Source organism: Bradyrhizobium sp. TM233, assembly GCF_036247965.1.
Taxonomy (GTDB): Bacteria; Pseudomonadota; Alphaproteobacteria; order Rhizobiales; family Xanthobacteraceae; genus Bradyrhizobium; species Bradyrhizobium ottawaense.
The window spans coordinates 13,314-39,152 of the sequence record NZ_BTIG01000014.1 but is presented as its reverse complement, the minus strand read 5'-3'; the positions used below and the strand labels follow the sequence as shown (position 1 = coordinate 39,152).

The window sequence follows — 25,839 nt, the reverse complement described above, 5'->3', positions numbered from 1 at the left end:
CCACAAGGGGGGAGGGAACGTACCTTTCGGGTGGCACGCGCTCGCTCCTATCAGTCGCGACAGTGAGGCACAGCGCCGCCGCGCACTCCGCTGCGCTCCCTCCGCCCTTGCGGGGGAGGGCGGGGGAGAGGGGTAGCCCAGCAAACGGTGCGTGCTTGAACGCCGCGCTGTCTCAAGGCCGCGTTTAGGTAAACCTCACCGCGCCGCGCCTTCCGTGAACGCCGTCTCGATCACCTCGCCAAAGGGCTGCCACGACCGCCCGTCGAACTGCACCAGCCGCATCTGCCTGATCGGCAGATAGTTGTTCGGCGAGGTATTCATCCTGATATTGGGCAGCGCGACGGATGGCTGATGACCCCTCAGCGAAGCCGCCTGACGCATGATGTTTTCGCGTGAGAGGTCGTCGCCGCATTGCTTCAGCACCTGCGTCAACGCCTCGGCCGCGGCGTAGCCATAGACCGCGGCGCTGTTGTTGGTGCTTTCGACCTGATGGTACTTGTCCATGAAGGCGAACCAGTCCTTCATGGCAGGATCGTCTTTCCAGGCGGGGTCGCTCGGATCCTTCAGGAAGGCGGCCGAGATCACGCCGGCCGAATTCTCCAGGCCCGCGGGCGCCATCGCATTGGCGATCGAGGCGGAAGTATCGTTGACGATGAAGACCGGGCGCCAGTTGAGCGAAGCCGCGAGCCTGATCACCTTGGATGCCGTCGACGGCACGCCGAGAAAGACGAAGATATCGGCACCCGCGCGCTTGAGGATCGAGACGTGCCCGTCGAGGTGCTCGTCGCCGATGTCGAAGGCGATGTCGACGAGGACATGGCGGTTCAGATCGCCAAGTCCGTCCTGGATTCCCTTGTAGAGCATGCGTCCGAACTGGTCGTTCTGCCAGAGCACGACGATCTTCTTCCTGGGATAATAGGCCTGAATGTAGTTGGCGTAGATGCGCCCCTCCGACCGGATCGACGGCTGCCAGCCCATGGTCCAGGGGAAAGCCCTGGCCTGGCTCAGCTCCTCGTCGCCGGAGGCGACGAAAAGCTGCGGCACCTTCTTCTCGTTCAGATACCAGCGCGTGGCGAGATTGCCGGGCGTGCCGAACGATCCGAACATCAGGTGCACGTCGTCCTTCTCGACCAGATTGCGCGTCAGCTCCAGCGCAGTCGACGGATCGGAATTGTCGTCGCGCGTGATGAAGCGGATCTTGCGGCCATTGATGCCGCCGCGCGCGTTGATCATGTCGAAATAGGCGGCCTCCGCCTGACCGATCGCGCCGAATTCAGAGAGCGCTCCCGAATACGGCATGACATTGCCGATGCGGATTTCCTTGTCGCTTGTGGGTTGGTCTGGGCGTTGCTCGGACATCGCGCCAAGCGACGCGAGTGCGGCGATCAAGATGAACAGCAGTCTGCCGGTGACGCGCATGCTCGACACCTTGTCGTTGGCCCCCAACGAGGTCGGCTCAGTCCGCACCTAGGCGAGTTGATCTAGATCAGGCGTTTGGCAATCCTGTGGCCGGCTGCTGCGGCCGCGCATGAAACGGCAGGCGTGCTGACCCGCCGCCTACGGCCGCTGGCGTGATTCGAGCAGCCGCCGCCAGCGGGTGGGGGGAACGCCGCTCCAGCGCTCGAAGGCCCGGCTGAAATGAGCGGGGTCGTCATAGCCGAGCATGGATGCGATGTCGCCGATCGATCGGTCCGTCTGGCACAACAGCCGTACCGCCCGGCGCTGTAGCGCGTTTCGCAACAGGTCGCTGTAGCTCAGGCCCAAATCGCTGAGCCTGCGTTGCAATGTTCGTCTTGCGAGGCCCGACCGGCTTCCGATGCGTGAAAGGGTGGGACGCCGATCGAGCAGCTCCAGTTCGATCAGGACGGACAGACGGCCCGGCAGGTCGTCCGGATCCGGCAGGTCAAAAATGCGCCCGAGCTCGCTTGCTCTCAGCCCGTCGTCTTGTTCGAGGTCCGGGTTGACTGATGTCAGCAGCCGGCGGTCGAAAACGATCGCGCTGGCGGCGTTGCCGATGGCCGTGTCGGTGCGCATCAATTCGCCGACCGAGCATTGCAGCCGGCTTGCCAGATTCGCAAGGACGATCCGGTCCGGTAGCCAGCAGGCGCCGGCAAAATGCCTGACGACGGCGATCATGTACCAGATCGCGAGCATCTCGTTCTGTTGGCGTCCGTCGCGCGCAGGGTCGGCCAATTCGTAGGACCAGTGAATGTCGCGGCCGTGGCGACGGACGACCAGCTGCGTGGCGTTCTGAAGCATGTGCGGCAGGCTCGTTCCGGCGCGCTGGATCGCCTCGAGCAGGGTCGGTGCCTGGCTCACCCATCGGCCGAAGACTCCGAGGCCCGCCATCGACGTCTGGCGACCAAGCCGGGCCGCGAAGACTTCGTCGTGCAGTTCCCGCGAGGTCACCATCAGCAGCCGGAAATGATCGCGCAGTGGCAGCAGCGTGTCAGGCGATTCCAGCAAGGCGAGGGGAAGATCGGCGCGGCGAAACACCCGCTCGATCGATCCCCCGGCCATGGTCACGACTTCCGCGATCGGACCGAGTGTGCTCGCGCGCGTGTAACCGGTCTGGTGCATCTGCCCTCACGCGCCAAACCGGCGGCCAGGTCGGCACGTCATGGCAGGCTGAATTCGGCCCGAAAGCATAGCATCCGAATCTCCGCGGAATACGGCCAGATGCCCGTGTCGCGTACGGGCAGGGAGGAATGCATGTGCTTTGCTTGTCTTGGCTTCTCGTCTCCAGCCGGGAAAATTTCCCGGCGTGATGTCATGTTGCATGCATCGGCGCTCGGCCTGGTGCTGCCCTTTGCCGGGCCCGCATTGCAGACGGCGCGCGCGGCGCAGCAGAGCGCTCCGGCGCCGGCGGATCCGGTGAGCGGCGTCAAGGACATCATCGCGAAGGCGAATTCACCGGAGCTGGTTGCCTACAAGGCATTCGAGATCAACGGCGCAGATTTGCCCTGGACCGATCTCGGTCTCGACGTGACGCGGGGCCAGCAGGTGACGTTCCTCCTGGGCGGTCGCATGTGGCTGTCGCGCGAGCACGATCTCTGGTTCGGTCCCGGCCTGATCTTCCACGCGCGCACGCGCGGGCAACGGCCGATGTACAATCCGATGCTGGATACGGGAACCATGACGGTCGCTCATGACGGACGCATCGAGGTCGCGCGTTCGGCGGCGGAATGGGCCAATGAGGATGGGGCCTTGGGCACGCCGGAAGACATCTACAAGAAGGCAGATGTGAAGATGGCAGGTGTCGCGCTGCTGTGGCGTGGTGATGCCGCGGTGGGCATCAAGAGCCTCCTGGCGCATGGCGACGTCGGTGGTCAGCTCAAGTCCGAGCTTGCGCGTCTCGAGCGTGGCGGCAAGCTACCGCCGGGCTGGTCGAACCTGCTCGGCTTTGGCGGTGGACAGGAGGTCTTCAGCCAGGGCGCCAACGGCGAGATTGCCTGCGACATCACGGGCCATGTCAGTATCATCGAGCGGCCGCTGTCGCTTCCACTGGTCTCGCGTCCGCGGCTCGCATGGCGCTGGAAAATCGATCAATTGCCATCCGTCGTCGCGGAGGATCAGGCTGCGACCCACGATTATCTCTCGATCGGCGTGAAGTTCGAGGACGGGCAGGATCTGACTTATGTCTGGAGCGAATATTTGCCTGAAGGCAAGGTTTTCCGATGCCCGTTACCCGCCTGGAACGCGATCGAGACGCATATGATCGTCCGTTCCGGGAAGGCGGGCCTCGGCACCTGGCAAGCGCAGGAGCGCGACATCGCAGCAGACTACGCCGCTCATATTGGCGGATCGGCAAAAGCCATCTCGAAAATCTGGCTGCTGGCCGTGACGCCGTTCCAGCGCCGCCACGGTGCGTGCCGCTATGCCGATATCACGGTCACCACCGCCGACAACGCCGTGCACAAGGTCTAGCGCGAGAGGTGATGCGGGTGTTTGACGCGCCGTCGGCGGCGCGTCGCAGGCGGCCCACTCGCTATCTTCCGGTTGAGAGCGTGTGCCGTGTGGCACCCTCTCTCCCTAACCCTCCCCCGCAAGGGGGAGGGAACGCACCGTCGTTGTGGCGAATGAACCGATTCATCAGGCGCTTGCGATGAGCGGCGGTGCAGCTGCGCGCTCCGTTCGGCTCCCTCCCCCCTTGCGGGGGAGGGCGGGGGAGAGGGGTAGCCCAGCAAATGGTGTGAGTTCGTCGTCGAGCCGCCGCAACCCTACGGCAGCCCCCGCGCCTCGAGCTGATGCACCAGCAGCAGCGTCGGCTCGGCGAGGCTGTCGCCGGAGCCATCCAATCCGAACGCGGAGGCGATGCCGTCGCGGCTGCGGAGCAGCGCGCTGCGTGGACAGTGGCCGGCGCCACAGAGCGTCTTCTTCAGGGTTTCGCCCTGCGTCACGAGGCCAGGGGAATCGTCCGCGGCCCAGGCCAGCACGATCGGCACATCGACATTGAGGATGCCGGGGAACACCGAGCGCGCGTTGTACTGGCTGGCGTCGCCGCCGAGATAGGCCTTCTCGCTGTCGCTCGCATCCTTGCCGGCGCGATAGATGCCGGACACCAGCACGACGGCCGCGACATCGGCGCGGTCGGCCTGGAGCTCGGGATGCGCCAGCAGGGTCGCGACATGGAAGGCGCCGGCGCCGTAGCCGATCGCGACGATCTCGCGGGCATCGCCGTTGAACAGGTCGATATTGCCGTGAACCCAGGACAGCGCCGCCGCCACGTCGGTCGCTCCCATCGGCCAGGTCGCGCCGGGGGCCAGGCGATAGTTGACCCGCACCCCGATCATGTCGTTACGGGCGGCAAAGCACATGACCTGGTCCTGGATCTGGCGCGACAGCTCGGGCGCGGCGTGATCGCCAGTGAAAGTGTCGCCGGCCACGAACAGCAGCACGGGCCGCGGCGTATCCGCCTTGGTCGTGCTGGCGGCGACATCGAGCACGTTTGCTTCGCTCTCGCCGTAGCGCAGGCCCCGCGAGAAGGTGACCTGCTCGCACAGCCGCGCGGTGCCGCCGGCCGTGGTGTCGGAATCGGTCAGGCCTGTCCGGATGAGGTCGGAGGGCGCCGTCAGCCGCGCCGGCAACGGGCCATGCGCGGAGGCTGTCGTGACGGTCAGAAACAGGAAAAAAGCGAGAAGATTTTTCATCTTGGATGTTGTGCCAGCCTTGCGTCCCTCACAGCCTTGCGCCCCTCATTTTGGCCCGCGCGTTTGGCCTGTCTTTTCAATTCGCCTTATTAGTTGGGCGGCTATTAGTCAGCTGGTCTTGAGGCGATTTCACGGCACCTTCGATGCGGCCCTGGCGCGTCCTTTTGGCTCAATTTCCCGGCTGGAACGTGCAGTCCGCCCCGCTGCCGTCCTTCCGCCTGATCGCGTTGGGATCGATCGTGCAGCTCAGCCGGGTCAGGCTCTCGAAGTTCGATCCCGCGGCACCGTCCGGAGGGATGCCGGCCAACGCCTCGGTGGCGAAGATCTCGTTGGCGGTGGAGCCGTTCACGGTCCTCATTTTCTTGCCGAAGGTCACTTCGCAATTGCGAACGGTGATGTCGACATTGCCGGTGCGGCAGACGATCCTGTCCGCGGTGACCACGATCGCCTTCTTGTAGGGAACGTCGCTGCCGCCGGCGAACAGCATCGCCACCGCCCTCTTCTCGGCGCCCGACAGATCCGGCGACAGCGGCGCGATTACGCCCGCGAGCGCCAGCGCCGTCGCGCCCGAGACTTTTGCCGGCGTGGCGCCGAAGGCACCGGACGCGCCGGCGAGGACCAGGGCGGATGTGAGGACATAGCTACGGGCCTGCATCCATCGGCTCCCCGGCGGCGTCTCAGGCGGCGCTTTTGCGCTTGGCTGCCTTCTTCGTCGTCTTCTTTGTTGTCTTCTTGGCCGCCTTCTTCTTTGCCGCCTTCCGGGCGGCGAGATAGGCTTCGACCTTCCTGGAGGAATGGCCAGCCGCGGCGACGGCAGCCTTCAGCTTGGCCGGGGTGATCTTAAATTTCTTCGACCAGTACCGAACCTCATAGGCCTCGCTCAGCGCGATCCGGCTCTTGTCGGAGGCGCGGTGCTTCTGGAGCTTGATATACGCCTCGACCTTCTTGGCGGAACGGCCGACCTTCTTGACGGCGTATTTCAGCTTGGCCGGGGTCACCTTGAACTTCTTCGACCAGTAGGCGACTTCATATTTTTCGGTGAGCGCAATCAGCGCCCGATCGGCCCCGCCGCGCTTTGCCTTGTTGTCGGCCATGCTTCCCTCCTGCCGTGGAATGCGTGCTGCCAATCTAGCATGCAACCGGATTCGGAAGGCAAGACACAAGCCGTGCGGTGATTGCGCAAGGCGGCGGTTTTGCACCGCTGTGTCAAACCCTTGCGCGGCGCGGCCGCGCCTCGGGCGGAACGGGCGTTCTACTTTGCATGGGGTTGTTTTCGCATTTTTTGTGGCCGGCCGCGTTAGGCCCGCTTCATCGTCCGGAATGTGATGGAGTAACGGCGTGCCTCGACCGGCGGGATACTGTGCTCCCATTGCGAGCGCGCCTCGCCCTCCATCATGTAGAGCGAGCGCGGCTGGGCCTCGCGCGTGTGGCGCTGCCACTTGTCCCCACTGCGGCGGCGGAAGCGGAATTTGCAGGCCGAGCCGAGCGACAGGCCGAGGATCTTGTCGAAGTGCGGCTTGTCGCGATGCCAGCCGATGCCGACGCCGGCCTCATATTCGGTACAGAGCACCTGCCGGACGCTAGCCGCCGGCAGCGCCGCCCAGGCTTCGACCTGACGCGCGATGGGCAACAGCCAGTCCGGGATCGGCTCCGCCTCGGCCAGCCGTTGCAGCGCGTAGTCATAGCGATAGCCGAAGGACGCCACCCGGCGGTTGCCCTCGAACGCCCCGAACTGGAAACGTTCGAGCGGCAATGCTGCGATGCGGCCGATCAAGGATTGCTCGACGGCTGGTTCGATAAAATTGTCCGTGTAGCGAAGGCCGGCCGGACCTTCGTCAGGGACGTCGAACAAGCCAAGCTGCGTCATTCCTCGCATTTCCGTGATGGAACCTAATGGCGGCTGATGCGACTTACATATGACGCGGGAAGAAACGTGCGAGGCTGTCATGGCACAGAAGCATACCGCCGATCCGGCAGAGATCATGCGGGCGACCGGTCATCCTGAGCTGGAATATGCCGCCGGCTGGACCATCGCCGGTCTCGTCACCATCGGCACCATCGTCGCCGCCTGGGTGTTCGCGATCTAGACCGCAGGGAATTGCAGCTCGAAGGCGGCGCCCGCTTCGGTCGGCTTGAGCCTGATCGAGCCGCCATGGCTCGCCATGACCGCGCGTGCGATCGCAAGCCCCATCCCGGTGCCGCCCTGGTCGCGGCGGGTGGTGAAGAACGCATCAAAAATCCTGTCGCGGTTCGGTGCCGAGATCGGCTCGCCGTCATTGCTCACCGTCAGACGCAAGGTCGTGCGTTCGTCCACAGCCTCCAGCCTGATCGTCCCAGCCTTGTGCCGCATCGCGTTGTCGGCGAGATGCGACAGCACGATCAGCGCCTTTTCGCCGGACATGCCGATGGGGCGGTCCAGGCTGCCGCTGGCCTCGATGGAGCTGGCCGGAAACCTGTTCCTGAGGTCGGCGATCACGGGCGCCAGCTCCGTGCGCTCGTTCTGCGGCAGGCTCTCGGCACGCGCCAGATCGCGCAGCCGCTGCGCCATCGCTTCCAGCCGCTTTGTGTCCGACAAGATGTTGGCGATGAACGTCTTCTGCTCGGCCGGCGTCAGTCCGTCAGACTTGCCTTGATATGAATCCTGCAGCAGCTCGGCCGCGCCCTTGATCGAGGTCAGCGGCGATTTCAGCTCGTGAGTGAGATGGGCCGAGAACGTCGCGATATAGTCGGAGCGCCGCGCCAGCTGCTCGGCCATGCCGAGGAAGCTGTGCGAGAGCTGTGCGAACTCGCGCGTGCCGTAATGCCGGAGCGGCTGGAACGCCTCGCGGTCGCCGCGGCCGATCCGTGCGGCGCGGTCGATCAGCTCGCGCATCGGCAGGGTGATGGTGCGCGAGAACACGAGGCCGATCGCGATCGTGCCGAGGATCACGGCGAGCCCCGCCAGCACGAACTTTGCCCGCTCCTGGTAGAGATGGTCGAAGATGTTGCTCGGCGTCCGCGTGGTGTAGATCACGCCCGCGACGCGGTTGTTGACGATGACCGGCATCGCCGAGAACACGTGCACGCCGAGGCCGCGGCTGAAGGAATAGATCGGCGGCGGCGGCTTGTCCGGCACGCGGTTGCGCAAGGTGGCGCGATACTGCCCGTGCAGCGCGTCGGCGACCTCCTCGATATGGGCGAGCGACTGGCCGACCTCCTGGCGTCCGGCGATGACGACGCCTTGCGGATCGAGGATACGAAAGCCCGCCAGCGTCACCTTCTGGGTCTCGCGGATGATCGGCGTCAGCCTTGCGCCGATCTCGACATAGGCCGCCTGCGCCGGACGAGGCGCGGCCTGCGCATCCGGTCGCCGCCGCAGCAGATCGTTGGCGGTGAGGTCGAGCGCGGGACGGATCGGGGTGACCTGGTCGCCGGGGTCAGGCAGCACGTTCGGCGGCACCTCGGCGCCGAGCGTCAGGCCGCTGTCGAGCCTGGCCGTGACCTCCTGCGAATAGATCGTCGCCAGCACGCGGCTTTGCGCGATCAGCTCGGCCTGGGTCTGGCGGATCAGCTGGTTGTCGTAAAGGCGGAAGAAGAACAGGCCGACCAGCGGCAGAACGCCAACGGTGGTCAGCACCGTGAAGATCACGAGCCCCAGCGACGGCCGCCATTTGTCAGGCGCCGCACTCATGTCGCCTTCTCGCAGCGGCCGAGCTTGAAGCCGACGCCGTGGATGGTCTCGATGACGCTGTCGCAGGCCAGCGCCGCGAGCTTGGCGCGGATGTTGCGGATGTGGCTGTCGATGGTGCGGTCGGAGACCTGGATGTTGAGCTGATAGGCCGCCCGCATCAGCTGCTCCCGGTTGAACACCGAAGTCGGCCGGGTCAGGAACGCGCGCAGGATGCCGAACTCGATCGCGGTCAGCTTCAGCGGCGTGCCGGCGAAGGTCGCGACATGCTGCTCGGGGTCGATCAGCAGGCCGCCTTGCGACAGCGCGGCCGGGCCCCCCTTGGCCTCGCCATTGCGCGGGCTGAGCCGGCGCAGGATGACGTTGACCCGCGCCACCAGCTCGCGCGGGCTGAACGGCTTCGTCACGTAGTCGTCGCCGCCGATCTCGAGGCCAAGGATGCGGTCGATCTCCTCGTCGCGCGCCGACAGGAACAGGATCGGCACGTCCGAGCTCTTGCGGATCTCGCGGCAGACATCGAGGCCGTCGAACTCGGGCATGCCGATGTCGAGCACGATCAGGTCGGGCTTGTCGGCGGCGAAGCGGCTGAGCGCCTCCTTGCCGTCGCGGGCCTCGATCACGTCCATGCCGGCCTTCTTCAGCGCAACGCGGATGACCTCGCGGATGTGGCCCTCGTCGTCCACGATGAGAATGCGATGCGCCAAGAAACTCTCCGCTCATCCTGCCGGCCGGCTGCCGGACTGATCCTTCGCCTGCGCGTCCAGCCTGCGCTGAAGCCGCCAGCTGCGAAAGCCCCAGCTCCGCCAGGCCAGATCCTGGCGTTGCTGTTCTACAAGGCGGTCGCGTCGGGACACAAGACAGCTCTCGGGATTACCGGGCCTGAGCATAATCGCCCTGTCGATGGCGGGGAGTGCCTGCGGTCCGAGCGTCAGGAGATAGTTGATGTCGATCTGCACGCCGTTGCCCGATGCTTCCCGGCTGTGGGTGACATTGTAGTCGGCAATGAAGGCGTCGAAGTTCACGAGCGAGCAACCATAGAGCACGATCGCGAGCGCGGTCAGATTGGCACCAATCAGCCAGCGGTTGGACCGGTTGAGCGCGATGCGGGCCACGATCAAGATCAGCCCCAGCGCGACCAATCCCATCCAGATGAAGGCCGCGATCCGCCAGTAAGTCAGCATGTAGATGTCGACGTAAAGGTCGAGGCGGAGGATGGAGGAGGCGACGAGAAGCACGTTCTGCCCGACCCAGAGATAGACCAGCGGCCGGATCACCTTCGATTTTTCGGCCGGTCCGCCCGGACGCATCGCGGCCAGCACGAAGGCGGCGGCGAGCAGCGCGGTCGCGATCAGCGGATAGGCGCCGCGATGCGCGTAGCCCGCATAGGTCAGATTGTCGGGCAGCGCCATATGGCCCCAGAGATAGATGCCGTCGAGAATGGACTGCGCCGCGAACAGCAGGTTGAACAGGATCAGCGAGCGCAGGATGGTGGAGGGACCAAGAAATTCCGCCGAGACCAGCGGCGGGAGCGGCGGCGGCACAGGTCCGTCCGCGACGGCGATGGTGACGATCGTCTTGCGCCGCCAGCGCACATGGATGAACGGCCAGACCAGCGCCAGCATCAAGGCCCAGAACAGCACGCGCGGGATGCTGACATATTGGAGGATGAGCTTCGGATTGAGCAGGGACACCCATTGCTCGATCACCGGATTGGCTGCGGCGAACAGCGCGACGAAGACCGTGCTGAGTGCTGCAGGGAGCAGCCAGCGCGCGATGCCGCGGGTCAGCGCCGACGCGTTGAACGCCTGGGACGCATCGAGGAAGAACCTGAAGGGGCCGAGCAGGAGGAAGTTGCGGAGCGCGCGGACGCGGTCGGCGAGCCCGGTCGCTTCCGCATTGGTCACGAGCAGCAACGCAATCGCCAGCGATGCGATGAGGATCAGGAACGACAGCGTGTTGAGTTCCTCGACGGCTGGCACCAGACCGGCGACGAGAATGGCCGAGCCGATCAGGGCGCGGCGCAAGTCCAGGGCCGCATGATTGAAGAGCGCCGACACGCCGGCGAGCGCGATCGCAAAGAGCGTCAGCGACAGCCCGATTCGCTGGCCGTAGAACAGCCAGTCGGCGAGTGCGGCCAGCACCAGTGCGAGACCGACCTTGGCCGGGATCGAGGAATGACCGATCGGCTTGATTTCCTCTACGATCGTCGAAGCCAGGCTTGTCATATCCGAAAAGACCTTTCGTGATGGTGGCATCACGAAGTCTGAACGGTGCTTGTGCAGAAGCCGGGATCATCGTCTGCACGGTTTCAGGAGTCTTTTGCAGTTTTCGTGCAGGCGCGCGTTTGCCTCTCGCCCGGCGCAAATCGCTTTGATAGGTGCGAAGCATTCGCCACTCCCAGCGCGTGATGCATCATGCAATTCCTCCGCCGTATCGGTCTCATTCTGCTCTGGCTTGCCGCGCCTGTCGTCGCATTCGCGGCCGCGAACAAGAACGATCCCTATCTGGTCGCGCTCCGCGGCGCCGGAAACATCGCGCTTGTCGTCGCAAGCATCATGATCGTCCTCCTGCTGCTGCGCAGAGGGCGGTGGCGTACGATCGCGGGCAAGCTGCTGGTCACACTCTGGTGCCTGCCGCCGGTCCTGATGTCCGCGGCGCATCTGACGTTCGAGCTGCGCAAGCACGACGTTCTCGGCGCAAGTGCCGCCGAGGCGCGGCAGCTTGGGCCTCATTTCATGGTCGGCTATTCCTCGTTTCCTGAGGTCGCGAGCCTTGCCGAGCAGGGGTTGATCGGCGGCGTCTATGTGACCCGGCACAACGTCCGGGGCCGGAGCGTCGAGGCCCTGCGGACCGAGATCGCGGCGCTTCAGGACAAGCGGCGCGCGGCGGGCCTGCCGCCGCTGGTCGTTGCCGCCGACCAGGAAGGCGGCATCGTCGGGCATCTTGCCCCGCCGCTGACCAAGGTGCCGGCGCTGGCGACGCTCGCCGGACTGGCTCCCGACGACCAGCAAGCCAAAGCCGAAGAATTTGGCCGCATTCACGGACACGAGCTCAACGCGCTTGGCGTCAACCTCAATCTCGCGCCGGTGCTCGACCTCAAGCCGCCGGCGAGGCGCAACCGTCTCGATTTCCACACGCTGATCGGCCAGCGTGCAATTGCAACCGATCCTGCTGTCGTCAGCGCGATCGCGAGCGCCTATGTTCGCGGGCTGGAGGAATCCGGCGTCGGTGCCACGCTCAAACACTTTCCGGGCATCGGCCGCGTCCGCACCGACACGCATCATTTCAGCGCCAATCTCGACGCGCCGGTCGCGGAATTGGAAGCAACCAACTGGCTTCCGTTCCGCGAGGTACTGTCGCATTCGCGCAGCGCACTGATGGTCGGCCATGTCACGCTGACCGCGGTCGACCCCGAACGCGCCGCCTCGCACTCCAAGCGCGTCGTCGACGGCATCATCCGTGACAAATGGGGCTATCAGGGCGTGGTGATGACCGACGACCTCGTGATGGGTGCGATCTACCAGAACGACGTCTGCAAGGCCGTGGTCGAGGCGATCAATGCCGGCGTCGACCTGCTGCTGGTCGCCTATGACGGCGCGCAGTTCTACCGCGTCTTCGTCTGCGCTCTGGACGGCTTGCGGCAGGGCAGGCTCGATGCGGCGAAGTTGCACGCAAGCGCTGCGCGGCTGGAAAGAGGATTTTCGATCGAGCAGGCACGCGCAGGCTCGAGCGCGATCAGCCTCGCCCGTCAGGACTAGCTTCACATGCTGACGGTAGTCCGGTTCGCGCCCCGCGCGACGGCGCGAGGCGGTTTCATTTGGTGCGTCTGCGCGCGCCAGGCGCTTCCTATTCGGCCTGCTCCAGTGCGGCAGGCATCTTCGCAACCGACATCAGCGATCGCGCGAGCTGATTGAGCAGGAGATCGGCGTTTTCTTCTTCGGCGAGGGATTTGGAGAGCAGGGCGACCACTGCGCTATGCCGGAGCTGTTGCGCCAGGTTGCGCGCGGTGGTGTAGCCGGACATCTCGTAATGTTCGACGCGTTGAGCCGCAGAAATCAGTGCGAGGTCGGCGGCTGCGTCTTCCTTGTCTTCGCCTTCCTTCATGACCTCCTGGCCTTCCTCGATGAGGCCCATCATGCCCTTGCAAGGCTTGGCGCGCGCGGTCTCGCCGAGCAGCTCGAAGCATTCGTTGATGCGCTCGATCTGATTCTCGGTCTCGGCCAGATGCTGCTCGAACAATTCCCGCAGCTGGTCGAAGCGGGCGGCCTGCGCCATCTTGGGGAGCGCCTTGGTCAACTGCTTCTCGGCATGGAGAATGTCGCGCAGCTCATGGAGCAGGAGATCGGTCAGGCCGGACTCGTCGACGAGCGGTGAGCTCTCCGTAACGATCGGCGTGCCGGCGCCGGGATCGGTGGACTGCAACGCCGGCGATTCCGTGAACACCCAGTCCTCGCCCTCGTTCCAGGGACCGCGGGTGTCGATTTCGCCGTGGTCACCGCTGCCGGTGGAGTCGTTGAAGTACTGGTTCACGAGGCCCGGCGTCGGCGCGATCCTGCCGACACTGAAGGCCGGCTTCGACAGGCTTTCGAGCGCTCGCGCGAACGCCTTCATATGAGTGATCTCCCGCGTCATCAGGAACTGGAGTGCGTCCTTGCTGCCGGAGTCGTCGCAGAAATTGATCAGCCGTTCATAGACGATCTTCGCGCGCGCCTCGGCGGCAATGTTGCTGCGGAGATCGACGTCGAGCTCGCCGGTGATCTTGAGATAGTCGGCGGTCCAGGGATTGCCCTGCGAATTGAACAGATTGACGCCGCCGCCGCCGGCGATCGCAATCAGCGGATCGGCCTCTGCCGCCTGGCGGTCGTTCTTCGAAGGCGCAAGATGCATCCGCGCGAGGCAACCGACGACTTCGAGATGGCTGAGCTCTTCGGTGCCGATATCCATCAGGAGATCCTTGCGGTCGGGGTCCTCGCAATTCAGACCTTGAATCGAATATTGCATCGCGGCCGCAAGTTCCCCGTTGGCGCCGCCGAACTGCTCGAGCAGCATATTGCCGAAGCGGGGATCGGGTTCGTCGACACGCACGGTGAACATCAGTTTTTTGACGTGGTGATACATGGGAAGGCTCGCGCTCTGAGGGAAACTATGCGCGTCAACCGACCCTCGGAATGTTCGTTCCTAGCTCTCGCCGAGATTCAGAGCTGGTGATGGAGCGCGTCTACGCGTTGGTTGGTGCCGGCGAGATCTCTGCGATCCCGCTGCTGCGCGCCTCTACTTTGCACGCGCGATCAGTCCGTCAATCATCGCACGCACGAGGCCTGCGATTTCCTTGCGCAGCGCCGGCAGCGGCACGGCGACCAGCTTCTGCTCCAACCCCAGCGCCACCATGCCATGCACCGCCGAGAACAGGCTGCGTGCGGTGATGCCGAGCTCCTCCGGGCCGCGCCTTGGAAACAGCGCGGCCAGCGGCTGGTAGATGTGGCGGAACAGCTGCATCTGGTCGTTGACGTACCAGTCGGGAACGACCTTGTCGGCCTCCATGCGGTGCTCGAACAGCGCGCGCCAGAGCTGGAGGTTCTCCGCCGCGAAATCGCAATAAGCGATGGCGATGCGGACCAGCGTTTCCTGCGGCGAGGGGGCGCCCGCACGTTCCGCCGGGCTCAGCGTCTCGTCGAGCCGGTGCAGCGTGCGCGAGCCCACACGCAGGATCAGCTCGTCCATATCGGCCACGAGATTATAGACCGCACCATTGGCGCAGCCGATCTCGCGGGCGAGATCTCGGGTTTTCAGCCCCGCCAATCCACGGTCCGCGATCATCCGTTCCGCCGCCAGGATCAGGTCGACCAGAAGTTTCTCTCGGCGTTCCAAGGCCTTGGACATATGTCGGCCAAATTCTTGAGCGTTGCTCAAATTTTCCTTGAACAATGTTCAAGGTTGTTGCTACAAAGGACCTGTGAGCAACGCTCATAACAGGGAGCAACAGATGTTCAAGACCGTCGTGACACTTTTCCGCGGCAGCGTGGCCGCCGCGGGCGAAGAGCTGGAGGACCGGACGGCCCTCCTCATCCTCGACCAGCAGATGCGCGATGCGGCCGCGGCCGTCGAGCGCAGCAAGCGGACGCTGGCGCTGGCGATCGCGCAGGATCAGCAGGAAGGCCGCAAGCTCGAAGCGACCGTCGCCCGCATTGCCGATCTCGAGACGCGCGCGGTTGCGGCGCTCGACGGCGGCCGCGAGGATCTCGCCAGGGATGCTGCCGAAGCCATCGCAGGCCTGGAGTCCGACCGCGATGCGGCGATGACGGCTCGCGCCTTGTTCGCGACCGAGATCTCCCGGCTGAAGCAGCACGTCGCAACCGCGCAGGCCCGCATCACCGAGCTCGATCGCGGCCGCCGCGTCGCCCGAGCTTCGGAAGCGGTACGCTCGCTTCGCCGCAGCGGCATCGAGGCGGCACGCCCTTACGAATCCACGCTGCCGGAGGCGGAGAGCACCCTGCGGCGTCTGCGCGAGCGGCAGTTGGAAGCGCAGGCCGCCGATGATGCGCTGCTCGAGCTCGATGCGGCCACGGGGCCTCTCGCCACCGCCGAGAGATTAGCCGAACAGGGCTTTGGTCCACGGCTGAAGACGACTGCGGACGACGTGCTGGTCCGGTTGAAGTCCAAGCGCGCGCCGACTGCCTGATCCCCATCCCATCATCGTTGGAACCAACAGGAGACCATCATGAACCAGAACGGCCAACCCCATAGCAGCGCCTGGGTGACCTTCACTTACGCGTCCTTCGCCGCCTCCGCATTCCTCGTCGCCATCGGCATCTTCTTCCTGCCGATCGACCTCTGGATGAAGGGCTATCTCACCATGGGCATCGTCATGCTGATCCAGACCTGCATCACCCTGACCAAGACCGTGCGCGACAATCACGAGAGCAGCCGGCTGGTGAACCGCATCGAGGACGCCAAGGCCGAGCGTCTGCTGATGGAGGTTTCCAAGGCGGCTTGAAAAGGCCGCGTGACTGGAGAGCGCGTGAGCGGCGGATGCCCAGACATCCGCCGCTCATGTGATTGTCGAGGTCTGGGCAGCCGTTTCGGATTGTGATTTCGACGCAGGTGCGATAAGCCTCGCCCGCATTATGGCGGAGACGAGCTTTGTCCAAACAATCCCTGCGCGAGGAAGCCGAGCGCCTGATCCGCGAATCGATGGAAAAGAAATCCCTCGTCGTCAAGCAGGGCGATACCCGAATCGAGGCGGTCTGTGGCAAGTGCGGTGCCCCGAATCGGGTGCAGGCCCCGAAGGGCCAGACCCGCGTCAAGTTCGCTTGCAAGAATTGCGGGCACCAGCAAGAGACGCTGTAAGGCGTGATCGCACTTTCTCCCACAAGGGAGAAGGGAGCACAGGTCACTCTCCCTCCACGAACCTCGTGAACGCATCCGCGTAATCCGGGTGCCAGCGCGACAGCGGCGGCCGGTTCTCGACGATGTCGCCGGCGGCCCATTGCATGCGCTTCTCGTCGAGTGCGCGCGGCACGTCGTTGTCGGGGCACAGGATGTAGAAATCGCCCACCTCCAGCCGCGTCAGCATGAAATCCACCGTCTGCTCCGGCGTCCAGGCGCCGGCCGGCTTCTCGGTGCGTCCCTTCGCGGTGAGGCCCGTGAAGACGAAGCCCGGGATCAGCAAATGTGCCGTGACGCGACAGTCTCTCGTGTTGCGCAACTCGTGCTGGAGCGCTTCGGTAAATGCCTTCACGCCGGCCTTGGAGACATTGTAGGCGGGATCGCCCGGCGGCGTGGTGATGCCCTGCTTCGAGCCCGTGTTGATGATGAGGCCGCACCTGCCGCGCGCGATCATGTTGGGTGCGAAGATGCGCGAGCCGTTGATGATGCCCCACATGTTGACGGCGATGATCCGCTGCCAATTGTCGGGTTCGCCGAACAGCGTGCTGCCCGGCTGGATGCCGGCATTGTTCATGAGCAGGTCCGTTCCGCCGAACTGCGCGGCCACCGCGTGTTCCAGTTCCGTCACGCTCTCCGGTCTGCTGACATCGACGGCGAAGGTCATCACGTCAGCGGCCGAAGTGACGGATGACAGTTTTGTTGCAGCGTCCGCCAGCCGTTCCCGGTCCACGTCCGCGATGCACACTTTCATGCCGGCGCGCGCGAAGGCCGCGGCGGCGGCAAATCCGATTCCTGACGCGCCACCTGTGATCACGGCGACATTGTCTTTGACGATGGCTGGATGCGGCATGGATCATCTCCGGGGAGGACTCTCGATCGAGCTATAACATGGCGGCAGTCCGACCCTGCACAAGTTGGCATGGGAGGTCTTCGTTCGACGCTGCCTTTACGCCTATCGGGCGCGGCTGTATCCTTCGCTCTAACGATCCCGCCCAGATCGAACCAATCAATCACCTGACAGGGAGTGCAGCCATGGCTGTGTCGCAGGCTATTCCGATCACGCGCCATCCGTTCGCGAATGGGTCCTACAAGCAGATGCTGATCGACGGGAAGTGGGTCGATGCAGCCTCAGGCAAGCGCTTCGAGACTCATAACCCTGCCACCGGCGAATTGCTCGCAACCGTCGCCGAGGGCGACAAGGAAGACATCGATCGTGCGGTTGCTGCGGCCCGCCGCGCCTTCGAAGGATCCTGGAGCAAAGTGAAACCGTTCGAGCGGCAGAATCTGCTGCTCAAGCTCGCCGATCTCGTCGAGAAGAATTTCGACGAATTGTCGCAGCTTGATACCCTCGACATGGGTGCGCCTCTCAGCCGCACCCGCGCCTACCGCCTGCGTGCCGTCGGCATGCTGCGTTATTACGCCGGCCAGACCACGGCGATCCATGGCGAGACCATTGAGAACTCGCTGCCCGGCGAGATCTTCTCCTACACGCTGAAGGAGCCGATCGGCGTCGTCGGCGCCATCATTCCCTGGAACGGCCCGCTCACCGCGACGATCTGGAAGATCGGCCCGGCGATCGCGACCGGCTGCACCGTGGTGCTCAAGCCCGCCGAAGAGGCGCCGCTGACCTCGCTGCGCATCGCCGAGCTGGCGATGGAAGCGGGCATCCCGCCCGGCGTCATCAACGTCGTGCCCGGCTATGGCGAGACCGCGGGCGCGGCGCTCGCTTCGCATCATGACGTCGACAAGGTCGCCTTCACCGGTTCGCACGTCACGGGCCAGTCGATCATTCGCGCTTCGGCCGGCAATTTGAAGCGTGTTTCGCTCGAGCTCGGCGGCAAGTCGCCGGACATCGTGTTTGCGGATGCCGATCTCGATGCCGCCGTGCCCGGCGCGGCGATGGCGGTGTTCGCCAATTCGGGGCAGATCTGCAGCGCTGGCACGCGCCTGTTCGTCGAGCAGTCGATCTACGAGGAGTTCGTCGGCCGCGTCGCCGAGTTCGGCAAGAAGCTGCAGGTCGGCAACGGCCTCGATCCCAATGTGCAGATCGGCCCGCTGGTGTCGGAGCAGCAGCTCGAGCGCGTCACCGGCTATCTCGACATCGGCCAGAAGGAAGGCGCGCGCGCGCTCGCCGGCGGCGGCCGCGTCACCGAGGGCGCGCTGTCGAAGGGTTTCTTCGTCTCGCCGACCGTGTTCGCGGGCGTCCAGGACAACATGCGCATCGCGCAGGAGGAGATCTTTGGCCCCGTCATCTCCGCGATCGCGTTCAAGGACATGGACGAGCTGGTCAAGCGTGCCAACAACACCACCTTCGGCCTCGGCTCGGGCCTGTGGACGCGCGACGTCAGCAAGGCGCATGCGGTTGCGAAGAGCCTGCGCGCCGGCTCGGTCTGGGTGAACTGCTACCAGGCCATGGATCCGGCTGTGCCCTTCGGCGGCTACAAGATGAGCGGCTATGGCCGCGAGTCCGGCAAGCAGCATGTCGAGGAATATCTCAACGTGAAGTCCGTCTGGATCAAGACGGCCTAGCACTTGTTCTCTCCTGCCTTCCGCGGGAGGGAATATCTGCTTTTGTGGGGGCGGCGCCTTTTCCGGGTGCCGCCCCTCGCTATATGATCCGCATCCTTCCAAAGAAACTCGGGGTCAGCATGAAATTCGAGGCGTTGTTTAGACCGTTGCAGGTCGGTCCGTACAAGCTTGCGCATCGCGTCGCGATGGCACCGCTGACACGCATGCGGGCCGAGCGCGAGAGCTTTTCACCGCGCCCGCTCAACGCCGAATATTACGGCCAGCGTGCGACGCCGGGCGGCCTGCTCATCGCCGAGGCCTCGCCGGTGCTCTCGCACGGCCGCGGCAATCCGGCGACGCCCGGCATCTATTCGGAGGCGCAGATCGCCGGCTGGCGCAAGGTGGTCGATGCCGTGCACGCCAAGGGCGGCATCATCTTCCTCCAGCTCTGGCATGTCGGCCGCGTCTCGCATTCCTCCTTCCACGGCGGCGAGCTGCCGGTTTCGGCCTCGGCGATCCCGATCAAGGCGGAAGGCATGAAGGCGATGACGGCCGACGGCAAGATCTCGGACTATGAGACGCCGCGCGCGCTGGAGACCGATGAGGTCAAGGGCATCGTCGAGGCGTTCCGGCAGGGCGCGAAGAACGCGCTCGCGGCCGGCTTCAACGGCGTCGAGATTCACGGTGCCAACGGCTATCTGCTCGAGCAATTCCTGCAATCGCGCAGCAACCAGCGCACCGATCAATATGGCGGCTCGATCGAGAACCGCGCCCGGCTGCTGCTCGAGGTCACGCAGGCCGCGATCGACGTCTGGGGTGCCAACCGCGTCGCCGTGCGGCTGTCGCCGCATGGCATCGCCAACGATTCCGGCGAGCCAGATCCGATGCCGCTCTACACCCACGTGGTGAAGGCGCTCGACAAGCTCGGCCTCGCCTATCTGCACTTCATCGAGCCGCGATCGAGCGGCTCGGGTCGCGCCGAGGTCAACTGGCAGAACGTGCCGTCCGCGATGCTGCTGTTCCGCCCGCTCTACAGCGGCGTGCTGATGACCGCCGGCGGCTTCACCGGCGAGACCGCGAATGCGGCGATCGCCGACGGCCATGCCGACATCATCGCCTTCGGCCGCATCTTCATCTCGAACCCCGATCTGCCGCGCCGCCTGCAGCACGACTACCCGATCACGCCGTACAATCGCGCCACCTTCTATGGCGGCGAGGAGAAGGGGTATACGGACTATCCCGTGTATGACGAACTGACGCCGGCCTAGGCACTTTCTTCCGTCATTCCGGGGCGCGACGAAGTCGCGAGCTATGATGCGCAATTGCGCATCTGAGAATCCATCAGGCCTGGTACATTGAGGTCGGATGGATTCCGGGCTCGATGCTTCGCATCGCCCCGGAATGACGAGCGTGTATTGTCGTTCCGCAATGACCACGGAGAGAAACCATGGCCAAAGCCGCAGCCGCCGCCGGTATCGCCACCGGCCAATGCCTCTGCGGCAAGGTCACCTTCGAGATCGATGTCCCCGCGCGCTGGGCCTGGCACGATCACTCCGCCGCCAGCCGCCGCGCCCATGGCGCAGCCTACGCGACCTATGTCGGCAGCTGGAAGAAACGGTTTCGCATCATTTCAGGCAAGACGGCGCTCACCCGCTACGAGGACAAGGCCACCAGGACCTCGCGCAGCTTCTGCTCGCATTGCGGCACGCCGATTGCCTATGAACGTCCGCGCGGTCCGCACATGGTCAACATCCCGCGTGCGCTCTTCAAGGAGCGCACCGGCCGCCAGCCGCTCTATCACATCGCGATCGAGGAGCTGCAGGAATGGGCCTATGCCGGCGAGCCGCTGGTGCCGCTGAAGGGTTTTCCGGGCGTGGTCTGGCAGCGCTCGAAAAAGAAGAAGCGGGCGGGCGGCGAGGACCCGTTCGAGCTGGGGCGGGAGGAGATGTAGCTCCGCTCGTGCCCCGGACGCGGTGCGGCACGGAGTGCAGCGCCGCCGAGCCGGGGCCCATGCGTCCGCGAATTCCGCGCCAATTCTGGGTCCCGGCTCTGCGCCGCAACGCTTCGCGCTGCGTCGCGTCCGGGACACGAGAGCGGGGCTTCCACGCAACGCAGCCATGAGCACGCTTCCTTGCGCGCCTCCCGCGACTTCGGTCATCATGCCGCCGTCCTTGCGGCAACGTCCGCTCCTGGAGGAAACATGAAGAACAAGATCACCGGCCGCTCCGCCTTTCTCGCGCTGCTCAAGGACGAGGGCATCACGCATCTGTTCGGCAATCCCGGCACCACCGAGCTGCCGATCATGCATGCGCTGAAGGACCATCCCGACCTCACCTATGTGATGGCGATGCAGGAGAGCCTGGTGGTGGCGATCGCCGACGGCTATAGCCGCGCCTCCGGAAAACTCGTCGCCTGCAACGTTCATGTTGCGCCCGGCCTCGGCAACGCGATGGGCTCGCTCTACAACGCCCAGTTCACGGGCACGCCGATGATCCTCACCGCCGGCCAGCAGGAGCAGGGGCACGGCCTGATGGAGCCGGTGCTGTATGGCCCGCTGGTGCGGATGGCCGAACCGCTGGTGAAATGGGCAGTGGAGGTGACGCGGCTGGAGGATTTGCCGCGCATCGTGCGCCGCGCCGCCAAGATTGCGACGACGCCGCCGACCGGTCCGGTGTTCATCTCGCTGCCCGGCGACATCCTGAACAGCGAAGCGGGGATCGATCTCGGCCGCTCCACCCGCATCGATGCGCGCGTCAAGCCGTCGGACGAAGCGCTGAAGGCGTTTGCAGCTCGGCTGCTGAAGGCCGAGCGCCCCGTCATCGTCACCATGGACGAGGTGGTCAAAAGCGATGCGCTGAAGGAGGCTGCCGAACTTGCCGAGCTGCTCGGTGCGGCGGCCTTTCAATCCTCGACGCCCTATGGCTCGCACTTCCTCTCGGAGAGCCCGAGCTTTGTCGGCACGCTGGCACGCGTGCAGAAGGTCGCGCGCGATACGCTCGCGCCGTACGATCTCTTGATCGCACTCGGCGGCGATCCCTTGCGGATGTCCGTTTATAGCGAGGTCGATGCGCTGCCTGACGGACTCGGCATCGTGCAGATCGGCCTTGTCGATTGGGAGATCGCCAAGAATTACGGCGCCGAGATCGCGCTGAAGGCGGATCTGAAGGAAACGCTGCGTGCGCTGATTCCCGTCCTGAGGGAGATGGGTGGTGCGGCACTTGCGAGCCGGGCGAAGCAACGTCTCGCCGAGCTGGTGCCGAAGAACTGGACCGCGCGGCGTGCCGCGCTGGTCGAGCAGATCGGCAAGAGCGCGGGACGTGCGCCGATCGATCCGGATTTTCTGGTGCTGCAGATGGTCGAGGCCATGCCGGATAACGCCATTCTCGTTGACGAGGGCCTCACCTCCAGCCGTCAAGTGACGGCGCTGCGACCGCATCGCGATCGCTACGGCTATCACGGCCTTGCCTCAGGCGGCATCGGCTGGGGCCTGCCGGCCTCGGTCGGCGCCAGCATCGCCAATCCGGATCGCCCCGTCGTGTGCTTCTCGGGCGACGGCAGTGCGATGTATTCGATCCAGTCGCTATGGACCGCGGCGCATCACAAGCTGCCGCTCAACGTCGTCATCGCCAACAATGGCGGCTACCGCATCATCAAACAGCGCCTGCTCGCCTTCCATGGCGATGACAATTACGTGGGCATGGATTTTGTCGATCCGCCCGTGGATTTCGCCGGCGTCGCCAAGGCGTTGGGGTGCGAAGCCATCAAGATCAGCGATCCCAGGGAGCTGAAGGCGACGCTGGCGTCGGCGTTCAATCGGCCGGGGACGAAGTTGATCGAGGTGATGGTGGACGGGAAGGTGTAGCCCCGCTGTCGCCCCGGCGAACGCCGGGACCCATACCGCGAGATCTATCGATCGCGGCTGCTCCCAATCCCGAACGACCAATCTTCGCCAAAACTACTCCCTGGGGTTATGGGTCCCGGCGTTCGCCGGAACGACACGGCGTGTGTGGTGCTACCCCTTCTTCCCCACCCGATACCCCGCCGCCGGATGCGGCGCATCCAGCCTTGCGCGGCCGTCGCCGAACAGTTTTTCGCGCAGCGTGCCCTTTGCGTATTCCGACTTGTAACGTCCCCGCCGCGTCAACTCCGGCACCAACATGTCGGCGATATCCTCGAAGTCGCCGGGCGAGACCGCAAAGGCGACGTTGAGGCCGTCGACGTCGGTCTTCTCGAACCAGTCCTCGATCTTGTCCGCGACCATCTCCGGCGTGCCGACCACGACAGGGCCGGCGCCGCCGATGCCGACATGCTCGATGACGTCGCGCACGGTCCAGACGCGGTCCGGATCGCCCCGGGTGACGTTGTCGAGCGCGCTGCGGCCGGCATCGTTCTGGACGTGACGGACCTGCTGGTCGAGCTCGTAGCCGGAGAAGTCGATGCCGGTCCATCCCGACATCAGGGCCAGCGCGCCTTCCGGATTGATATGCGACCGGTAGTCGGCATATTTCGCCGCGGCTTCTGCTTCCGTGTTGCCGAGGATGATCGTCATCATGTTGAACATCAGGATCTCCGCCGGGTTGCGGCCGAGTGCGGCGGCCTCCTGGCGGATCGCCGACACGCGCGGCGCAATGATCTTGGCCGACGGTCCCGACATGAACACGCATTCGGCGTGCTTGGCCGCGAACTGCCGGCCGCGCGGCGAGGTGCCGGCCTGGTACAGCACGGGCGTGCGCTGCGGCGAAGGCTCGCTGAGATGAATGGTGTTGTTGATGCGGTAGTTCGCGCTCTCGTGATTGATGCGGTGAACCTTGCTGGGATCGGTGAAGATGCCTCGCGCCCGGTCGCGCAGCACGGCGTCGTCCTCCCAGCTTCCCTCCCAGAGCTTGTAGACGACTTCCATATATTCGTCGGCGATGTCGTAGCGGTCGTCGTGCCCGGTCTGCTTGTCCTTGCCGGCGCCACGCGCGGCGCTGTCGAGATAGCCGGTGACGACGTTCCAGCCGATCCGCCCTTCGGTGAGGTGATCGAGCGTAGACATCCGCCGTGCGAACGGATAGGGCGGCTCGAACGAGAGATTACTGGTGACGCCAAAGCCGAGATTTTGCGTCACCGCGGCCATCGCCGAGAGCAGCAGCAGCGGCTCGTTCGACGGCGTCTGTGCTGCGTTGCGCAAGGCCGCGTCGGGGCTGTTGCCGTAGACGTCGTAGACCCCGAGCACGTCGGCGAGGAACAGTCCGTCGAAACGGCCGCGCTCCAGCGTTTTGGCGAGATCGATCCAGTAGGGCAGGCGGTTATACTCGGCGGTGCGGTCGCGCGGATGGGTCCACAGGCCCGGTGACTGATGTGCGACACAATTCATCGCAAAGGCGTTGAGCCTGATCTGCTTGGCCATGATCGTTCCCCGGCGCTCTATACCGAGCGCTCTTCGAATGGTAGATGTGCGCCCGAACTTGGCGAAGTTCTTGCATATAACCTGCGCTTGGCAAGGCCAAAATCAGTGGGCTGCCGCCCTTGGCAAGCCAATCTCAAGAGAGCAAGAACGAAATCCCAAGAGAAGACCAAGACCTGTCCAAGTCCCCGCCACTTTCGAAGGCCAACCCGTGTCGGGTAGAGTCCTTCGTCTCAAAGTTTCGAAAAGCAAGTCATGACCAGAGCCGACGCCATCGCCCGCGCCCGTGAGGATTTCACATCCGGTGCGTTCCTTGCTGAACTCGACCGCCGCGTCGCCTTCAAGACCGAAAGCCAGAATCCGTCGCGCGGCACCGAGCTGCGCGCTTATCTGGAACAGGAGATGCAGCCGGCGTTTGCCGCGCTGGATTTTACCAGCCGCATCGTCGAGTCCCCCAGTGGCAAGTCGCCGTTCCTGTTCGCCGAGCATCACGAAAGCGCCTCAGCGCCGACCGTGCTGATCTACGGCCATGGCGACGTCGTCGACGGCATGGAGGGCGAGTGGCGCGAGGGCCGCGATCCCTGGCGCACCACGGTTGCGGGCACGCGGCTCTATGGCCGCGGCACCGCCGACAACAAGGGCCAGCACAGCATCAACATGGCGGCACTCCGCGCGGTGCGCGACGCCCGTGGCGGCAAGCTCGGCTTCAACGCCAAGTTCATCGTCGAGATGGGTGAGGAGATCGGCTCGCCCGATCTGGGCAAGGTCTGCGACCTCAATCGCGACGCGCTCAAGGCCGATTTGTTCATGGCCTCCGACGGGCCCCGTTTGTCCGCCGACCGTCCGACGCTGTTCCTGGGTTGCCGCGGCGGCATCCGCATTCATCTGGATGTGAACCTGCGCGATGGCGGCCACCATTCCGGCAATTGGGGCGGCGTGCTCGCCAACCCCGCGACCATCCTGGTGAATGCGATCTCGACGCTGGTCGACGGCCGCGGCCGCCTCCAGCTCGATGCGCTGAAGCCGCCGCGCCTCACCAACCAGATCCGCAGCTATCTCGCCGACGTACAGGTGGTCCCGACCGAGGACGAGCCGCCGCTTGCCGAGAACTGGGGCGAGGAGGGGCTGTCGGCCGCCGAGCGGCTTTACGCCTGGAACACGCTGGAAGTGTTGGCGATGTCATCGGGCAATATCGAGAAGCCGGCCAACGCTATTCCGGGCCATGCCAACGCCGTGCTGCAACTGCGTTTCGTGGTTGGCACGGAGGTCGGCGGCCTGATCGAGGCGATCCGCGCGCACCTTGTCCAGAAGGGCTTTCCGATGGTCGAGGTGCGGGCGGCGCAGAGCTTTGCCGCGTCGCGAACCGATTTCGACAGCCCCTGGATCAAATGGGCGGCGGATTCGGTGAAGGAGACCACCGGCAAGCCGCCGGCGGTGCTGCCGAATTTCGGCGGCTCGCTGCCCAACGACGTATTCTCCGAGATCCTGGGTCTGCCAACGATCTGGGTCCCACACTCTTATCCCGGCTGCTCCCAGCATGCGCCCAATGAGCACATCCTGCTGCCATTGACTGAAGAGGCCTTGACGGTGATGGCCGGGCTGTTCTGGGATCTCGGGGAATTACCCAAGCCGCTGACCTGAGCCCATTAACCTGAGCCGCAATCCAGCCGAAAGTCACATTCTAATCCGGCCCAATCTGTGCTTGCATCCGGGCCGCATCATCCTGAAAGGGGACCAAA

24 protein-coding genes are annotated in these 25,839 nt (G+C 64.8%); 11 read left to right on the top strand and 13 right to left on the bottom strand.

Translation table 11 applies throughout. The annotated features are described in order from the left end of the window. Window positions 1–195: 195 nt before the first annotated feature. Both AABA86_RS25145 and AABA86_RS25140 read right to left on the bottom strand, forming a co-directional pair. Window positions 196–1,419, bottom strand: a complete 1,224-nt coding sequence (locus tag AABA86_RS25145; RefSeq protein WP_212252806.1) for an ABC transporter substrate-binding protein — start codon at window positions 1,417–1,419, stop codon at window positions 196–198. 138 nt (window positions 1,420–1,557) lie between these two features. Continuing rightward, a complete protein-coding gene (locus AABA86_RS25140) occupies window positions 1,558–2,580 on the bottom strand; it encodes an AraC family transcriptional regulator (protein WP_338308794.1) in 1,023 nt (340 codons plus the stop codon). 192 nt (window positions 2,581–2,772) lie between these two features. Here AABA86_RS25140 and AABA86_RS25135 point away from each other — a divergent pair, with 192 nt between their 5' ends. Beyond that, complete coding sequence (locus tag AABA86_RS25135) at window positions 2,773–3,927, top strand: DUF3047 domain-containing protein (RefSeq protein ID WP_338308793.1); 1,155 nt, start codon at window positions 2,773–2,775, stop codon at window positions 3,925–3,927. A 293-nt stretch (window positions 3,928–4,220) separates the two neighbouring features. Here AABA86_RS25135 and AABA86_RS25130 read toward each other — a convergent pair whose 3' ends face one another. The 4 genes from AABA86_RS25130 to AABA86_RS25115 all read right to left on the bottom strand — a co-directional run bounded on the left by AABA86_RS25130 (window position 4,221) and on the right by AABA86_RS25115 (window position 7,017). Next, on the bottom strand, window positions 4,221–5,150 hold the full coding sequence (locus AABA86_RS25130; RefSeq protein WP_338308792.1) for an alpha/beta hydrolase: 930 nt from the start codon (window positions 5,148–5,150) through the stop codon (window positions 4,221–4,223). Between the two features lie 169 nt (window positions 5,151–5,319). Beyond that, window positions 5,320–5,805, bottom strand: coding sequence for a hypothetical protein (locus AABA86_RS25125; protein WP_338308791.1), 486 nt, complete (start codon window positions 5,803–5,805; stop codon window positions 5,320–5,322). 22 nt (window positions 5,806–5,827) lie between these two features. Beyond that, a complete protein-coding gene (locus AABA86_RS25120; RefSeq protein WP_338308790.1) occupies window positions 5,828–6,244 on the bottom strand; it encodes a DUF3606 domain-containing protein in 417 nt (138 codons plus the stop codon). Between the two features lie 203 nt (window positions 6,245–6,447). Further along, window positions 6,448–7,017: an alpha-ketoglutarate-dependent dioxygenase AlkB gene (locus tag AABA86_RS25115; protein ID WP_338308789.1), complete on the bottom strand. Its 570-nt coding sequence runs from the start codon at window positions 7,015–7,017 to the stop codon at window positions 6,448–6,450. A 79-nt stretch (window positions 7,018–7,096) separates the two neighbouring features. Between AABA86_RS25115 and AABA86_RS25110 the strand changes: the two genes are divergently transcribed. Then, entirely contained in the window at window positions 7,097–7,237 is a 141-nt protein-coding gene (locus AABA86_RS25110) for a hypothetical protein (protein WP_164718835.1), read from the top strand. On the opposite strand, the gene AABA86_RS25105 is transcribed toward AABA86_RS25110, so the two are convergent. From AABA86_RS25105 to AABA86_RS25095, 3 genes are read right to left on the bottom strand one after another with little or no spacing between them, the layout of a single operon-like run. Next, a complete protein-coding gene (locus tag AABA86_RS25105) occupies window positions 7,234–8,820 on the bottom strand; it encodes an ATP-binding protein (RefSeq protein WP_338308788.1) in 1,587 nt (528 codons plus the stop codon). The two genes, AABA86_RS25110 and AABA86_RS25105, sit on opposite strands and share 4 nt — an antisense overlap. Then, window positions 8,817–9,521 (bottom strand): response regulator transcription factor, encoded by a 705-nt coding sequence (locus AABA86_RS25100; RefSeq protein WP_338308787.1) that lies wholly within the window; start codon window positions 9,519–9,521, stop codon window positions 8,817–8,819. Before AABA86_RS25100 ends, AABA86_RS25105 begins: the two co-directional genes overlap by 4 nt. 12 nt (window positions 9,522–9,533) lie before the next feature. Continuing rightward, a complete protein-coding gene (locus AABA86_RS25095; RefSeq protein WP_338308786.1) occupies window positions 9,534–11,042 on the bottom strand; it encodes a DUF4153 domain-containing protein in 1,509 nt (502 codons plus the stop codon). 189 nt (window positions 11,043–11,231) lie between these two features. On the opposite strand from AABA86_RS25095, the gene AABA86_RS25090 reads away from it, so the two are divergent. Then, window positions 11,232–12,575, top strand: coding sequence for a glycoside hydrolase family 3 N-terminal domain-containing protein (locus AABA86_RS25090; RefSeq protein WP_338308785.1), 1,344 nt, complete (start codon window positions 11,232–11,234; stop codon window positions 12,573–12,575). Between the two features lie 88 nt (window positions 12,576–12,663). Here AABA86_RS25090 and AABA86_RS25085 read toward each other — a convergent pair whose 3' ends face one another. Beyond that, the gene (locus AABA86_RS25085) at window positions 12,664–13,935 is read right to left on the bottom strand and encodes a DUF892 family protein (protein WP_338308784.1); all 1,272 of its coding nucleotides are present in this window, start codon (window positions 13,933–13,935) and stop codon (window positions 12,664–12,666) included. A 153-nt stretch (window positions 13,936–14,088) separates the two neighbouring features. Continuing rightward, a complete protein-coding gene (locus AABA86_RS25080) occupies window positions 14,089–14,697 on the bottom strand; it encodes a TetR/AcrR family transcriptional regulator (RefSeq protein ID WP_338308783.1) in 609 nt (202 codons plus the stop codon). Between the two features lie 103 nt (window positions 14,698–14,800). Here AABA86_RS25080 and AABA86_RS25075 point away from each other — a divergent pair, with 103 nt between their 5' ends. The 3 genes from AABA86_RS25075 (at window position 14,801) to AABA86_RS25065 (ending at window position 16,164) form a co-directional block, all read left to right on the top strand. Continuing rightward, window positions 14,801–15,496, top strand: coding sequence for a PspA/IM30 family protein (locus AABA86_RS25075; protein WP_338308782.1), 696 nt, complete (start codon window positions 14,801–14,803; stop codon window positions 15,494–15,496). A 39-nt stretch (window positions 15,497–15,535) separates the two neighbouring features. Continuing rightward, entirely contained in the window at window positions 15,536–15,811 is a 276-nt protein-coding gene (locus AABA86_RS25070; protein WP_014491840.1) for a YiaA/YiaB family inner membrane protein, read from the top strand. 146 nt (window positions 15,812–15,957) lie between these two features. Further along, on the top strand, window positions 15,958–16,164 hold the full coding sequence (locus AABA86_RS25065) for a hypothetical protein (protein ID WP_212252775.1): 207 nt from the start codon (window positions 15,958–15,960) through the stop codon (window positions 16,162–16,164). 43 nt (window positions 16,165–16,207) lie between these two features. Here AABA86_RS25065 and AABA86_RS25060 read toward each other — a convergent pair whose 3' ends face one another. Continuing rightward, window positions 16,208–17,053, bottom strand: a complete 846-nt coding sequence (locus tag AABA86_RS25060) for an SDR family NAD(P)-dependent oxidoreductase (RefSeq protein WP_338308781.1) — start codon at window positions 17,051–17,053, stop codon at window positions 16,208–16,210. A gap of 182 nt (window positions 17,054–17,235) precedes the next feature. Between AABA86_RS25060 and AABA86_RS25055 the strand changes: the two genes are divergently transcribed. The 4 genes from AABA86_RS25055 to AABA86_RS25040 all read left to right on the top strand — a co-directional run bounded on the left by AABA86_RS25055 (window position 17,236) and on the right by AABA86_RS25040 (window position 22,573). Next, complete coding sequence (locus AABA86_RS25055) at window positions 17,236–18,732, top strand: aldehyde dehydrogenase family protein (protein WP_338308780.1); 1,497 nt, start codon at window positions 17,236–17,238, stop codon at window positions 18,730–18,732. Window positions 18,733–18,851: 119 nt separating this feature from the next. Beyond that, window positions 18,852–19,979, top strand: coding sequence for an alkene reductase (locus tag AABA86_RS25050; protein WP_338308779.1), 1,128 nt, complete (start codon window positions 18,852–18,854; stop codon window positions 19,977–19,979). A gap of 179 nt (window positions 19,980–20,158) precedes the next feature. Further along, window positions 20,159–20,662, top strand: a complete 504-nt coding sequence (locus AABA86_RS25045) for a GFA family protein (protein WP_338308778.1) — start codon at window positions 20,159–20,161, stop codon at window positions 20,660–20,662. Between the two features lie 249 nt (window positions 20,663–20,911). After that, window positions 20,912–22,573, top strand: a complete 1,662-nt coding sequence (locus AABA86_RS25040; RefSeq protein WP_338308777.1) for a thiamine pyrophosphate-binding protein — start codon at window positions 20,912–20,914, stop codon at window positions 22,571–22,573. 150 nt (window positions 22,574–22,723) lie between these two features. Here AABA86_RS25040 and AABA86_RS25035 read toward each other — a convergent pair whose 3' ends face one another. Beyond that, a complete protein-coding gene (locus AABA86_RS25035) occupies window positions 22,724–24,103 on the bottom strand; it encodes an LLM class flavin-dependent oxidoreductase (RefSeq protein ID WP_338308776.1) in 1,380 nt (459 codons plus the stop codon). 252 nt (window positions 24,104–24,355) lie between these two features. Here AABA86_RS25035 and AABA86_RS25030 point away from each other — a divergent pair, with 252 nt between their 5' ends. Next, complete coding sequence (locus tag AABA86_RS25030; protein WP_212252787.1) at window positions 24,356–25,741, top strand: M20 family metallopeptidase; 1,386 nt, start codon at window positions 24,356–24,358, stop codon at window positions 25,739–25,741. Window positions 25,742–25,839 lie beyond the last annotated feature (98 nt).

What these genes read in the sequence shown, in the direction of transcription:
- AABA86_RS25145 (WP_212252806.1), bottom strand. Translation starts at nt 1,419, where the DNA reads ATGCGCGTCACCGGCAGACTGCTGTTCATCTTGATCGCCGCACTCGCG.
- AABA86_RS25140 (WP_338308794.1), bottom strand. Translation starts at nt 2,580, where the DNA reads ATGCACCAGACCGGTTACACGCGCGCGAGCACACTCGGTCCGATCGCG.
- AABA86_RS25135 (WP_338308793.1), top strand. Translation starts at nt 2,773, where the DNA reads ATGTTGCATGCATCGGCGCTCGGCCTGGTGCTGCCCTTTGCCGGGCCC.
- AABA86_RS25130 (WP_338308792.1), bottom strand. Translation starts at nt 5,150, where the DNA reads ATGAAAAATCTTCTCGCTTTTTTCCTGTTTCTGACCGTCACGACAGCC.
- AABA86_RS25125 (WP_338308791.1), bottom strand. Translation starts at nt 5,805, where the DNA reads ATGCAGGCCCGTAGCTATGTCCTCACATCCGCCCTGGTCCTCGCCGGC.
- AABA86_RS25120 (WP_338308790.1), bottom strand. Translation starts at nt 6,244, where the DNA reads ATGGCCGACAACAAGGCAAAGCGCGGCGGGGCCGATCGGGCGCTGATT.
- AABA86_RS25115 (WP_338308789.1), bottom strand. Translation starts at nt 7,017, where the DNA reads ATGACGCAGCTTGGCTTGTTCGACGTCCCTGACGAAGGTCCGGCCGGC.
- AABA86_RS25110 (WP_164718835.1), top strand. Translation starts at nt 7,097, where the DNA reads ATGGCACAGAAGCATACCGCCGATCCGGCAGAGATCATGCGGGCGACC.
- AABA86_RS25105 (WP_338308788.1), bottom strand. Translation starts at nt 8,820, where the DNA reads ATGAGTGCGGCGCCTGACAAATGGCGGCCGTCGCTGGGGCTCGTGATC.
- AABA86_RS25095 (WP_338308786.1), bottom strand. Translation starts at nt 11,042, where the DNA reads ATGACAAGCCTGGCTTCGACGATCGTAGAGGAAATCAAGCCGATCGGT.
- AABA86_RS25090 (WP_338308785.1), top strand. Translation starts at nt 11,232, where the DNA reads ATGCAATTCCTCCGCCGTATCGGTCTCATTCTGCTCTGGCTTGCCGCG.
- AABA86_RS25085 (WP_338308784.1), bottom strand. Translation starts at nt 13,935, where the DNA reads ATGTATCACCACGTCAAAAAACTGATGTTCACCGTGCGTGTCGACGAA.
- AABA86_RS25080 (WP_338308783.1), bottom strand. Translation starts at nt 14,697, where the DNA reads ATGTCCAAGGCCTTGGAACGCCGAGAGAAACTTCTGGTCGACCTGATC.
- AABA86_RS25075 (WP_338308782.1), top strand. Translation starts at nt 14,801, where the DNA reads ATGTTCAAGACCGTCGTGACACTTTTCCGCGGCAGCGTGGCCGCCGCG.
- AABA86_RS25070 (WP_014491840.1), top strand. Translation starts at nt 15,536, where the DNA reads ATGAACCAGAACGGCCAACCCCATAGCAGCGCCTGGGTGACCTTCACT.
- AABA86_RS25060 (WP_338308781.1), bottom strand. Translation starts at nt 17,053, where the DNA reads ATGCCGCATCCAGCCATCGTCAAAGACAATGTCGCCGTGATCACAGGT.
- AABA86_RS25055 (WP_338308780.1), top strand. Translation starts at nt 17,236, where the DNA reads ATGGCTGTGTCGCAGGCTATTCCGATCACGCGCCATCCGTTCGCGAAT.
- AABA86_RS25050 (WP_338308779.1), top strand. Translation starts at nt 18,852, where the DNA reads ATGAAATTCGAGGCGTTGTTTAGACCGTTGCAGGTCGGTCCGTACAAG.
- AABA86_RS25045 (WP_338308778.1), top strand. Translation starts at nt 20,159, where the DNA reads ATGGCCAAAGCCGCAGCCGCCGCCGGTATCGCCACCGGCCAATGCCTC.
- AABA86_RS25040 (WP_338308777.1), top strand. Translation starts at nt 20,912, where the DNA reads ATGAAGAACAAGATCACCGGCCGCTCCGCCTTTCTCGCGCTGCTCAAG.
- AABA86_RS25035 (WP_338308776.1), bottom strand. Translation starts at nt 24,103, where the DNA reads ATGGCCAAGCAGATCAGGCTCAACGCCTTTGCGATGAATTGTGTCGCA.
- AABA86_RS25030 (WP_212252787.1), top strand. Translation starts at nt 24,356, where the DNA reads ATGACCAGAGCCGACGCCATCGCCCGCGCCCGTGAGGATTTCACATCC.